This window comes from Bacillus cereus group sp. BceL220, assembly GCF_051776965.1.
GTDB lineage: Bacteria > Bacillota > Bacilli > Bacillales > Bacillaceae_G > Bacillus_A > Bacillus_A cereus.
In genome coordinates, this window is record NZ_JBPWBC010000004.1 from 271,405 (window position 1) to 283,212 (window position 11,808).

Below are 11,808 nucleotides of genomic sequence, written 5' to 3' on the forward strand. Positions count from 1 at the left end.
TGACTTTAATATAGATTTTAATTTTTTCAATTGTTACACTAGAATCATTATTATTTCTATTACACTGATACTTTTTGAGAATCATTTAACTTCTGCATAAAGATGCGTGCTGCAAAACTTAAAAATTTATCATCAAAGTGTATAAGATTAATATCTTGACTTGGTGTTGGATCAGTAATACGAACTATGCTCAAAGTATCATTATTAACAAAGTTAACCAGTGAAAGAGGTATTATGGCAACCCCATGTCCATTGTATACAAGGCTCAATAGAGAAATAGAAGATTTTGTTTCTATATTTGCTTCAGATAAAGATAACCCTAAACTCTCACAATATATCTTAATAGATTCACGACAACTACATGAAACCATTACTCTACTGATCCCTACTAATTCTCGAAAAGAAACAAATGATTTTTCATTCAAAGGATGATTTTTTGGAATGACAAGGACGAGCTCTTCACTATACAAAAGGGTGTTTGTTAATGTGTCTGGAATTTGAGCACTACGTGTAATCCCGAAATCAATATTTTTGTCAACGATTTGATTTACAGCAACTTCGGATTCTATAATCTTTACTACAATGTTAGGATAATGTTGTTGAAACTTCATAATATAAGGTGTTAAATAAGTGAGATCCTCTAATAGACCTCCTATAGTAATCACACCTCTTTTTACACCCTTTAATTCAAAAATTTCATTATAAACGTCATCAAATTGTTGCATGATAAATTTTCCTTTATCAAATAGCAGCTTACCCGCTTCTGTCATTTTGATACCTCTTCCAACTCGATGAAACAAGGGTGTATCAAGTTCACCTTCTAAAACTCGTATTTGTTGACTTAAAGTCGGCTGTGAAATACCTAGAACTTCCGCAGCTTTAGTGAAACTATTATTATTACAAACTTGAATAAAATACTCTAAATGACGTAATTCCATTCTTGATACCCACTCTCCGCTTTATGAAAGATTTATAATTTAAAGGACGATATGTATACGTTAACATAACAACTTTATTTCATATTATACCGATTGAAATTACACGTTTTATTCATTTTGTATTATAATAAATTTACTACCATTTATTAATTTTTCCTCCTATTTATTTAAATTATATTTAATTAGGACATTACTAATTCGAGATATATTTCTAAAGATTTATAGTTCTAGTGCATAATACCCTAATTTTTTCAACTTTTCGATTATCATTTTTTTCTCAATATAGTCCAAACCACCAAATATTTGCTGAATCGCCTCTTTATGCTGAGGAAAAATATTATCCATTAGTTCAATACCTTCTGAAGTAATTGACGCATACGTGACACGGCGGTCTTTAGGACATGGTTTTCGTATTAAGAACCTCTTCTTTTCCAACTTATCCACTACATACGTGATACTACTACTTGCAAGTAATATTTTGTCTCCAATTTTTTGTATAGGCTGATCGCCTTTACTATACAGTAGCTCAAGCACTGCAAATTCAGTTGGATTAAGTCCATAACTTTTTATATCCTCTTCAATACGCTTAGTAATTGACTGTACTGCCCTTGATAATATAACAAATAACTTTAAAGATAAGCTCTCATCGTTAATCACGCTCATAATTACCAATCCTTTACAAGTTATCTTGAATTCGAGATTCATTATATTATCGTCAAAATATTATGTCAATCATTCATTTTAGCTTTATCAATCCATTTATAATTTATTTCTCAACATATGACATATGGAATTAGAAGAAAACAATTGTTAATATATAAGTATCTCAATTACGTTATTTCTTTTAAAGAGAGCTTGTTTTTAATCGCAAGTTCTCTTTTGACATATTCTAAATTGAATCCGGACAATTTTCAGACGATGAGTCTGCCCCCATGTATATGATATAGTTTTTAAACAAAGATTAGAGCCCTCCTACAAGAAGGAGAGCTCTAATCTTTCATATAAATATTCACCATTTTTATCATTGCGGGGACATCAAAACTTTAACTTGATGAGGATATGGCACTACCTCAATTAATAAATATTACAAACCATATATCTAGATTAATATCTATCATATTTTTTATAAACAGGATTAATTAGATTTAAAAAACGATTTCTTTTTCTTTACTCGTAATAAGTCACCTGTCCATCCTTTGAATCGCATATACATATACATCCCCCCTGTTGTGAAAATAATAAATAAGAGAGCAATTAAATAGCTATATTTCCATTCTAGTTCAGGCATATATTTAAAATTCATACCCCATAATGCTCCTAAGGCTGTCAAAGGCGTACTCACAGCAGTTAATACAGTAAGAGCTTTCATAATTTCATTCCCACGATGAGAAGAAACAACTTCTTGTAAATGAATCATCGTGTCTAATTCTTCTTGGTACTCTTTAACAAGTTGTAATCCACGCTCTAATTTTACGTGTGTTTGTTTATAACAAAGTGTGTTTGTTAGTTTTTCTAACCAAGCTTCTTTTAGGCCTTGTAACACTTCCTGTATTAAGCGAAACACATGTGTGTTCATAAATAATTCATGACGAATATGATAAATCCTTTCTAAAACTGCTATGTTATTATGATGATAAAAATCCCATAATACATTTCTGAAATTGTTTTCAAAGTAGTCAACCTTTCGCAAATAGTGAGATATAAACATTGATAAGATAGCACATAATCCTTCAGCGGAACTGTTACAATTTTTTGTACCCATAGGGAAATTATGTGTTAATTTTTGGAAATCCTCTTCCTCTTTTTCCTGAACTGTTATCAGTATTCCATGAGCTACGAAATAATGAAGAAATTTTTGAATTTTGGCATCCTTTTTATCTTGATCATATAAAAACGAACCATATACACAAGTTTGACTTGGTGATAACGTATAAACATATAATCCATTTTCACAAGGAGAACTTATCTTTTTTACAAATTGAGAGAAATAAGATGTTACATCACGAGGGATTATAGAAGAAAGTTTTTCAAGCTCACTAGTTTTCACATGATACCAACTCCATTTCGTCATTTCTATGCATTCCATATTATTCTTCCTTTCTAAATAGTTTTATGTTTGATCGAATCATATCCGTAATATGAAATTTGTATGTAGGTATTCATGTATTGGAGGAAAAGTTTTTAAATCATCTAAATTACAAAATAAATGACATAGGAGGTCTTATTCTTTTAAAAGTAAGACCCCCTATATATTAGTTATTTTTATTCTCAATTTTAAACATTTCCTCTATACAAGCACTTTTTATCTTTTCTTATAAAGAATTTATTATATGTGGAAAAGAAGCTACATAATTTGGCACGTCTATTAAACGAACTCCATTTCAGTCGTTATTATAATTTGGATTCATATGCAGATTGATTGGTGATGTCCTCAAATACTTGACTCCCAATAATGTAGTATCCATGAAGTGCAGCCTCTTTCGAAGCGTCTACCATACGGAAAGAAGAAATTTCACCTTGCATTTTTTCAATTCTTTTTTTGTGGAGATCTACTATTCCTCCTGTCCAAATAATAGTATCATACTGTTCTAACTTAAATTGTTCTTGTAATACACGCATGACGTCTTGGAAGTGTGCATCCAACTCTTTTTGAATCAAAGTATGAACCTGACTTGTCTCATGATTTTCTTCTCGACATTCATATCCTTTTTCTAATATGTTTGGCATGTCGTTAATATGCAATTGATTACTTTCACCCTCATGATTCTGCACGATATTCTTAATATTTTTCAAAGGCTTGCTACATCCTAGTTCCGTCTCATAATGATTTAAAATGAGATTCTGTTTCATATCTGTCATTTCTAATGTACGAAATCCACCATCAATAATTAAGATGCGATCTCGTTCCTGAATGATTCCCTCTTTTAAGAAATAGGCATGTAAAGCGACCGGTTGCTGAAGAATCAAAGCATTTTCCACCGTAATATTAATAAATTTTCCATCAATTTGCACGGAAGTTTCTTTTTTTAGTGCACGTTGTAATTGCTCATGCTGACTACCAAAACAAGTGATGGGAAGCCCGGTAACAACTAGAGGTAACACGACATTTTCTTTATAATCCTTTGCAATGCAACCAAATATTTGTTGTTTAAATCGTTCGCTTTCATAATAATTTTCTATTTCTTCGTCAAATGGAGGAAGAAATGAAGCGTCAGATTGATGTGCTTCATTTCCCATGTAGTATGCAAAGTCTAAGTCTATAAAACTTACCTTTGTTAAATCTTCACTTTCAGCATGATTAGGTACAGGGGCTAGTGTGGAAGCTTCACTCTTGACCGTCATCTCAGAATCTACATCCTGTCGATATGCCCTTTTGGTAAAGCCAATTCCTACATCAATTGCATACAGAGATTTCATACTTTTTTCCCCACTTTCTATTTTTAGAGTTAAATCTAGGCACTCTCTTCTTTCCCTTCTTTCACATATTTCTTTTCATTTTTCGTTTTTTCCCCGTCTAAGTTCTTACTATTTTCATTTATTTCGTAATCCTTTTCACCTGTTTTCTTTTTATTATTTTCGTTTTCTGTTAAGTCTTTAATGGTAGAAATGACAACTGGTGTGGCTGTAAGCAGTTGTGGTAATGTTTGTTTTGCAACATTAGCTGCAGTTACAGAAAATTGTTTACTTGTCTCAGTTACCTTCTCCAATGTTTCCTTTATGTTTCCTTCTTGTAGTTTTTCTTTTACGCTTTTTCCTTTTGTTTGTATAGCTTTCCGATTTTCTTTTTTTAATAGGGAGACTATGACTCCGGTCGTAATTCCAATCACAGCATATTTAAATATTGTATGTTTCATTTTTCTCATCCTTTTCTATTTTTATTTTCTTCAATGCTACAACCTAAAATAATTACCTTACCTATTTATCAGATGTTGCAATCTATTACAGAGAATGATAGTTTTGCGGCTGCCTATCATTCGCCATTGGTACTTCAGCTGTTACTAGGAGTAAAATCTTCCCTTGATCTAGTTTTTCTTCATATAAGTTAGCTTCCTCCTTCGACAACCCCATTTCTTCCATTTGATTTCGAAGTTCGTCCCCTTTTTTGGAGAAAAAGTTGATAATACTTGTTCCCAATCCTTGTTCTTTTACTCCAATCGTATTTGTGTTTGTATCATCCGCAATCTTTTTTGTTAGATGTTTTTCATGTGTTAAGACGTAAATGTCATCTTGGCGAATCCCTTGCAATTCTAGCTCTTTTACTTTTATAACTACTTCCTGTTCATTTTGATATTCATAAACCACCGGTTTTCTTTCGTTCGTATGCATGGTATCTTTCCTCCTTTAGATTTTTTTTATTTAGTTGTTATGTAATATGTAATACACCTATTTTAAAGATGTTAAACCTAAATTTTCAAAAAATTTACACAATAGGTTATTCATGTTTTTAATATTAAAGAAATGTCACAAGAACTTTGCTTTGATAAAAGCGCTACAAATAACGATTTGTTTGGAAGGCAAGCCCATTGTTTTATAGAAATCATAGAAAAATAAAAAAGCACTCCTTTTCAAAGAGTGCTTTTAAAAAACATATAACCTAATAAAAATATTTCTATTTTGATTACGGAAAGAAAGTCTTTATTAAAACATATGGTTGCTAATTTAATTGCGATTTGCCTTGCACCCAAGCAGCAATATCACTTATAACATACTCAGGGATATTAGCAGGACTATAATATTCATCTGGCTTACTTATTTCCCCATCACCCTCTGTAAAGAAATGATTTAACTTTGGATATAGTCGATAATCTACGTTATCTCGTTCTTTTAATTGTTCTTTCCAAAGAGGAATTTCGATTTTTGATTGAACTTGATAGTCTCTTTCTCCTTGAATAATAAGAAGCGGTGTCTTTTGTTCTTTTGACATTTCGGCCGCTTTAATTTTCCGTATAGAATCCCAAAATACTGCTGATCCTAAGTGAAAATCTTTTGGGGGATTCTGACCAGAGAAATTTGGATCATTTAATAATTCAAATTGTGATTTGTAGAATTTATATTCATCTAGTTTCATTGCTCCAATTGAAAAAAGGTACTCAAATTGATCTAAAACAACGTCTTGGATCGTACGAGCTGGCCCTCCCATTACAATTGCCCCAGCAATATTTTTATTTTGGTCTTTTTCAATCATTTTCGGAAGCATCATTCCACCTTGACTATGACCAAGAATATATATTTGATTCTTATTTATTAGAGGCTCATTTTTAAGAAATTGAGTTACAAGAAGAGCATCATCTGTTGTCTCTTTATCAACTATATAAAAGGGACTGAATTGTGTTTTCAACCCATGTTCATAAGTTCTTTTATTATAGCGAAGGACAGCAATTCCCTTCGATGCAAGACCTTCAGCTAAATCGCGAAATGGTTTTAAAGCAAACGCTGTTTCATCCTGATCAGTTGCTCCTGATCCTTGAACAAGAATAACCGCTGGAAAAGGACCCTTTCCTTTTGGAACCGACAATGTTCCTGGTAATGGAAATGCACCACTTCCAACTACTACTTCTTTATCAACAAATGACTCAGGCTTACTATATGATGGACGCTCTGCAACAGGACTAAACGACATGCTGAGTTGAAAATCGTCTATTTTTCCAGATGGATCTAGTTTAATTAGTAAAGGTACAGTCATTTTTTCAAAAACTAATTGAATCTCCACATTTGTATGAACAGGATTTGTCTCTTTTTGTGTAACCTCTCCAATTTCTATAAAAGAACCTGCTTGTAATTGTACTGGGAGTCCCTCCCAATAGCTCTTCAGCTATTCTTCGGATATTATTTTCTGTAATGACCTTGAGGTTAAATCAAATGCAGATTTATAATCTTCACTATTCATATGGCGAATAAATGAAAGAGTAGTAGATATAATAGGATTTTCATCATCACTGTTGTCTACTTTTTTTATAGTTGTGTTTGCTTCCTTTAATTTCGAAATAAATTGGTAGTTAAACGGATAATTATATGTATAAGGGTATAAGCTTGTTTTCAATACTTCCGTATTCCGTCCCTCATACAAACTTGAAGAACTCGTAAAATTTTCAGGTGAAATTACTTCCTCCGCATATGAGACTGAGGGAATTGCTATTGTAAAAATTGCACTGACAAGTAATAACTTATTACTTATTCTTCTTTTCTTACCCATAATTATTGATTCTCCTTTCAAAATTTAAAATTTCTAATACAATATGCCAACTATAAGGAAAATAAAAATTATCAAAGAGATTAATAATCTATTTTACGATCCCCCCCTAACTAGTTAAAAATCTATCATTAACAAACTTCAATAAAAAATGCCTTCCCCCTCTTTTTTTATCATTGGATTTTTCAGTGACATAGAAGCACAGCGCTGCATTACATGTAACTGACTCATGTGATTCTCTATTCCAAAAGAAAAAAGCAACCCACAAGATACTTTCTTTAATTGTTCTCACTCCAATTTATTTAGATAATTCTCTTATTACTGTAAGATACATTTATTCTAAATCCTAAAACTCACTTATTTCTTGATAGGTTCTTAAGAAATATCAAAAAATAAAGAAAAAAAGTTATTTGGTTATTCATTCCGTAAGCTTAATGCTCAAGTTAGTTTTTTTCACACGGTTAAACTTTATTAAGAAAACTTTAAGGAATTTCCCTCTATATTTATAAGAATTTTTTTCTATACTGAATCCTGTAAATGAACAAGAGGAGAAATGACCATGAAGAAATTTGTAATTTGCATATTAGGAATAGGCCTTCCTATATACTTACTACCTTTCATATTGCGCGGGGATTTAGACAGATTTAATCCGATTGCTGAAGAAAAAAATGTATATGCCGTTGCGAAAGGATATGGTGTTCCGGATTATCATCAAAAAGGAAAAGCTATGTACTCACTAAAAGCTGTTGATGAATTAAGCAATGAAAAAGAATATAATGTTGGAACGAACACGCCTAATGATTTTATAAGAAAAACTTACTTAAAAATTCATGTAAAAGGCAAGTATGTCTATTCTTACGATGTTATCTCTGAAACGGACATACCGGAGAAAATAAGAGGACAATTGAAAATTGTAGATAAATAAAAGAGCCTACTCGTACAAGTTGGCTCTTTCTTACCTCTCCCACCTACCATTGGGCTAGGGGAAGAAGAATTTTTCATCATTGTTTCAATAACCATTCTTCAATTACTTTCACTGTTTCATCTCGTTGTGCTTTTGGCGTAATTAAGCTCGCGTTATCACCCTTTTGCTCACCATACATGCCAAAATGAGCATGATTGCCCCCTTTTATCATGTGCATAGTTGTATTCTTTGACATAAACTTTTTATTGTTCTCTATTTTTTCTACAGTTGCTAAAGCATCTACTTCTCCATAAATTGATAACATTGGAATCGATTTGGCAGAGAAATCATCTGCAGGATACGAACCTAAGAAAATAATCCCGTCTACCTTTTCTTCATGTTGAAAGGCATACCTAGAAATCATAGCTCCACCCATTGAATGCCCAGCAACATACCATTTTTGAACTTCAGGATACTGTTCAATTACACTATCTACCTCATTTATTCCAAATATCGCTAAGTTTAATGGTAACTTAGGCATTACTACAAAATGCCCATCTTTTGCAAGTGCTTCTCCTAAGTAACTATAAGCCTCCGCTTCTACTTTAGCTCCTTGATAAAAAATAACTCCTATTTTTGCATCTTTCTCTCCAAAAACTATATAATTTTCATCTTTTTTATCATCTACTAAAGACAAAGCCTCTTTCGTTGGTTTGTAAGTAAACTGAGACCACGTTAAAAAAGTAACACTTCCCATAATTAAAATACCTAGTAAAGAGTACAGAGTAATTTTTATCCATTTCTTCACATATATGCCCTCCCTAAGATGTGTATATTCTATACTTTAGATTACCATTAATAAACGTAAAAACTCGAGCATTTTCATTGTGCTCAAGTTTTCATTTACGTCTTTAATTTATACTATAAATTGTCCAAGATAAATATGTAGCAAATGTAGCCCATAAAAAATATGGGATTAGCAACCATGCCGATACTTTAGATAAATTGGAAGAAAACATAATGAGAAGTAACGTAGTAATAGCGACTAGTAAACAATCTACTGTTGCTAAAAACAAATTCTTTTGGCTAAATTGAAAGTAGCTGAACGCTTGATTGAATATATAATTTAAAAGGAATAAAAACCAGAATGTTTTTGGCTTGAATCCATAGTTGTTGTAAATAATTGCAACTGATAATGCAATAAGTCCAAATAATACAGCCCATATCATTCCGATTGTCATACCAGGAGGTGTCCAAGATGGCTTTTCTAACGCATTATACCAAGTACGATCAATAGGGAATAAAACACTAGAAACATAAAACAAACCATATGTTAGTAATAACACTATAATACTAGATTTTTTCATAAACATTCTCCTTTTTACTAGAAGATTATAGAAACTTTATATGATTAGTATGTCCTTGTAATGGATAAAATTCTAATATTTAAATTCCAAATACATAATGTTTAACCTATTTCATACAAATTCTTTCATACTTTTATATGCACAAAGGGCTCTCTCTCGTGCTGCCTTATGATCAACAATCGGATAAGGATATGTATCCCCAAGTTTTATATTGGATTTTTGTAAAATATGCTCAGGTGCTTCCCAAGGCTTATGTATATATTTGTTTGGGATATCTTTTAATTCTGGTACCCATCTTCTTATATACTCTCCATTTTTATCAAACTTTTCTCCTTGTGTGATGGGGTTAAAAATACGAAAGTACGGTGATGCATCTGCTCCGCTTCCAGCAACCCATTGCCATCCCATTGTATTATTTGCAATATCAGCATCTAGTAGTGTATCCATAAACCATTTTGCTCCTTCTTGCCACGGAATTAACAAATGCTTTACAAGAAAAGAGGCTACAGCCATTCTTGCCCGGTTATGCATAAAACCTGTTTGCCATAGTTCTCGCATTCCCGCATCAATAAACGGATAACCCGTTTTCCCCTTTTGCCATACTCTTAATAACTCCTCTTCCTTATTCCACGGAAAATGTTCAAAGCTCTTATTAAGAGGTTTATATACTGTAAATGGATAATGGTATAGTAAATAATAAGAAAACTCTCGCCAAATTAATTGACGTATAAAGCTATTAACTTGTTTTTCAAAAAGACTACATTGTCTTTGGGTACTTTTATTTATTAAGTAATGAAACATTAGCTTTACTGATATTTGACCAAATGAAAGATACGGTGCCAACATCGAATGGACATTTTGACCTGGAAAATCTCTTCCTTCACTATAAGAGACTAATTTACTAGAGAAAAATTTCTTGAATGTTTTATATGCCCCTTCTTCTGTCGGATCCCATATTACTTCCATATGAGATGTCCACGGTATAGTCGGCAACAATTGTAATTCTGAAACAGATAAGCTTGCTGGTAAAGAGTTTCCCCACTTTATACTCTGCACTCTGCTAATAGGTTTAGGTATTACCTGCTTTTGAAATGCATTGTAAAAAGGCGTAAACACCTTATATTCAGTGTTATCTTTCTTTTTAATAACCCATGGTTCTAATAATAAATGCGAATTAAATTCTTTACAGATAATACCTTTATCCTCTAACATCATTTTCATTTTTTGATTAGATTGTAATCTGTCCGGATCGTAACAAATATTCCAATATACAGCCGTTATATCTAATTGCTCTATGAGAGAAAGTATTTCTTCCTCCGTACGTCCTTTACGAATTATTAAAGTAGAGCCCAATGCCTCAAGTTGCTTCTTTACATCTATTACAGCATGGTGCAACCACCACTTTGACGCACTTCCTATTGAAAAAGTTTCCTCTTGTATATATACAGGAAGAACCTCACCAGACTGAACAGCCTCAAATAGAGCTGGGTTATCATATAAACGAAAATCTTTTTGAAACATAACAATAATTTTATTTTGCATGGCTATCCTTTCTAATTCTTAAAGCACAATTCATTCTTTATTAGAACAAATACTTCTGTTATTTTTAAATGATTATAAGAATCATTTTTTGTAATTGCAAACAAACTCTTCTATCTTTAATGGATTTTTCCAACTCTTAATAAAGATAAAAATATAATGCACTTTGTACTTATCTTAAACTCTTATAAAATAAAAAAGAAAATGGAGAGAAAGATGAAAAAACAATTTTATAAACAATCAAACTTAAATACATCTATAGATTCAACAATCCTATGGACTTTTCAAAACCAAAATGCCATAAATACACTTTTGAATGAAGGTAAGCTTATAGCCGATCCTATTTTTGTTAGTAAAGAAGATTGCACAGCATATAAATACATTGTAAGACACATGAAACAGAAAGGTATTGACTTTATTATAGATTTACCCATTTGAGCATGGCATTCATGCAATGGTTACCAAAAGAAGCCTACTTTTGAGACTGCAAGAGAATTACTATCAGATATTCAATTAGAGAAAGAAATATACCTCATCGAATTCACATGTCCTAATTTTTTATTCATGTTAACAAACTATAGCGGATGGTGCGACATTTATTTTAAACTTACTGACAATCCTACAGCAATTGTAACAAATGATGAAGAAAAACACTTATTTGATCTTTACCCTATCATTGAGGAAGAATGGGAATATCATCATATCCAAGCAACTCTACCTTACCTAAAAAAAGAATGGATTATACAAATAACAGAACTTAGTAAAATGAATGGATTTAACAAATAATATTGTTTATGAATGCTTTATGTAAGCATTCATAAACATAACAAATAGTCACATTAAACTGATACATTTTAAATAGCATCTTTT

At 31.8% G+C, this 11,808-nt stretch carries 10 protein-coding genes and 3 pseudogenes; 3 read left to right on the forward strand and 10 right to left on the reverse strand.

Translation table 11 applies throughout. From position 1 onward, the window contains the following. Positions 1-59: 59 nt before the first annotated feature. The 6 genes from ACS2FK_RS13500 to ACS2FK_RS13525 all read right to left on the reverse strand — a co-directional run bounded on the left by ACS2FK_RS13500 (position 60) and on the right by ACS2FK_RS13525 (position 5,264). Positions 60-938, reverse strand: a complete 879-nt coding sequence (locus ACS2FK_RS13500; protein WP_023522386.1) for a LysR family transcriptional regulator — start codon at positions 936-938, stop codon at positions 60-62. A 219-nt stretch (positions 939-1,157) separates the two neighbouring features. Next, positions 1,158-1,601 carry a MarR family winged helix-turn-helix transcriptional regulator gene (locus ACS2FK_RS13505; protein ID WP_063547832.1) on the reverse strand — a complete coding sequence of 148 codons (444 nt, stop codon included), beginning with the start codon at positions 1,599-1,601 and terminating at the stop codon, positions 1,158-1,160. A 472-nt stretch (positions 1,602-2,073) separates the two neighbouring features. Beyond that, complete coding sequence (locus ACS2FK_RS13510; protein WP_063547834.1) at positions 2,074-3,024, reverse strand: magnesium transporter CorA family protein; 951 nt, start codon at positions 3,022-3,024, stop codon at positions 2,074-2,076. A 305-nt stretch (positions 3,025-3,329) separates the two neighbouring features. After that, positions 3,330-4,355, reverse strand: a complete 1,026-nt coding sequence (locus ACS2FK_RS13515) for a ParM/StbA family protein (RefSeq protein WP_063547836.1) — start codon at positions 4,353-4,355, stop codon at positions 3,330-3,332. A 35-nt stretch (positions 4,356-4,390) separates the two neighbouring features. Beyond that, the gene (locus tag ACS2FK_RS13520; protein WP_000683216.1) at positions 4,391-4,792 is read right to left on the reverse strand and encodes a hypothetical protein; all 402 of its coding nucleotides are present in this window, start codon (positions 4,790-4,792) and stop codon (positions 4,391-4,393) included. A gap of 85 nt (positions 4,793-4,877) precedes the next feature. Next, positions 4,878-5,264 (reverse strand): general stress protein, encoded by a 387-nt coding sequence (locus ACS2FK_RS13525; protein WP_063547838.1) that lies wholly within the window; start codon positions 5,262-5,264, stop codon positions 4,878-4,880. Between the two features lie 132 nt (positions 5,265-5,396). Between ACS2FK_RS13525 and ACS2FK_RS13530 the strand changes: the two are divergent. Then, a pseudogene (locus tag ACS2FK_RS13530) lies at positions 5,397-5,474 on the forward strand (acyl dehydratase); the annotation flags it as partial. A gap of 118 nt (positions 5,475-5,592) precedes the next feature. Here ACS2FK_RS13530 and ACS2FK_RS13535 read toward each other — a convergent pair. Beyond that, positions 5,593-7,131, reverse strand: a pseudogene (locus ACS2FK_RS13535) (alpha/beta hydrolase). A gap of 556 nt (positions 7,132-7,687) precedes the next feature. Between ACS2FK_RS13535 and ACS2FK_RS13540 the strand changes: the two are divergent. Continuing rightward, the gene (locus ACS2FK_RS13540) at positions 7,688-8,053 is read left to right on the forward strand and encodes a YxeA family protein (protein WP_063547840.1); all 366 of its coding nucleotides are present in this window, start codon (positions 7,688-7,690) and stop codon (positions 8,051-8,053) included. Positions 8,054-8,129: 76 nt separating this feature from the next. On the opposite strand, the gene ACS2FK_RS13545 is transcribed toward ACS2FK_RS13540, so the two are convergent. From ACS2FK_RS13545 to ACS2FK_RS13555, 3 genes are all read right to left on the reverse strand, one after another. Beyond that, the gene (locus tag ACS2FK_RS13545) at positions 8,130-8,840 is read right to left on the reverse strand and encodes an alpha/beta hydrolase (RefSeq protein WP_063547842.1); all 711 of its coding nucleotides are present in this window, start codon (positions 8,838-8,840) and stop codon (positions 8,130-8,132) included. 103 nt (positions 8,841-8,943) lie between these two features. Beyond that, the gene (locus tag ACS2FK_RS13550) at positions 8,944-9,399 is read right to left on the reverse strand and encodes a TspO/MBR family protein (protein ID WP_063547844.1); all 456 of its coding nucleotides are present in this window, start codon (positions 9,397-9,399) and stop codon (positions 8,944-8,946) included. 111 nt (positions 9,400-9,510) lie between these two features. Then, entirely contained in the window at positions 9,511-10,941 is a 1,431-nt protein-coding gene (locus ACS2FK_RS13555; RefSeq protein ID WP_063547846.1) for a cryptochrome/photolyase family protein, read from the reverse strand. A gap of 213 nt (positions 10,942-11,154) precedes the next feature. Between ACS2FK_RS13555 and ACS2FK_RS13560 the strand changes: the two are divergent. Beyond that, positions 11,155-11,724, forward strand: a pseudogene (locus ACS2FK_RS13560) (DUF3841 domain-containing protein). The last annotated feature ends 84 nt before the right edge of the window (positions 11,725-11,808 follow it).

Bases quoted from the DNA above. Each gene is read 5' to 3' on its own strand.
- ACS2FK_RS13505 (WP_063547832.1), bottom strand. From the start codon at position 1,601: ATGAGCGTGATTAACGATGAGAGCTTATCTTTAAAGTTATTTGTTATA.
- ACS2FK_RS13500 (WP_023522386.1), bottom strand. From the start codon at position 938: ATGGAATTACGTCATTTAGAGTATTTTATTCAAGTTTGTAATAATAAT.
- ACS2FK_RS13520 (WP_000683216.1), bottom strand. From the start codon at position 4,792: ATGAAACATACAATATTTAAATATGCTGTGATTGGAATTACGACCGGA.
- ACS2FK_RS13525 (WP_063547838.1), bottom strand. From the start codon at position 5,264: ATGCATACGAACGAAAGAAAACCGGTGGTTTATGAATATCAAAATGAA.
- ACS2FK_RS13510 (WP_063547834.1), bottom strand. From the start codon at position 3,024: ATGGAATGCATAGAAATGACGAAATGGAGTTGGTATCATGTGAAAACT.
- ACS2FK_RS13540 (WP_063547840.1), top strand. From the start codon at position 7,688: ATGAAGAAATTTGTAATTTGCATATTAGGAATAGGCCTTCCTATATAC.
- ACS2FK_RS13550 (WP_063547844.1), bottom strand. From the start codon at position 9,399: ATGAAAAAATCTAGTATTATAGTGTTATTACTAACATATGGTTTGTTT.
- ACS2FK_RS13515 (WP_063547836.1), bottom strand. From the start codon at position 4,355: ATGAAATCTCTGTATGCAATTGATGTAGGAATTGGCTTTACCAAAAGG.
- ACS2FK_RS13555 (WP_063547846.1), bottom strand. From the start codon at position 10,941: ATGCAAAATAAAATTATTGTTATGTTTCAAAAAGATTTTCGTTTATAT.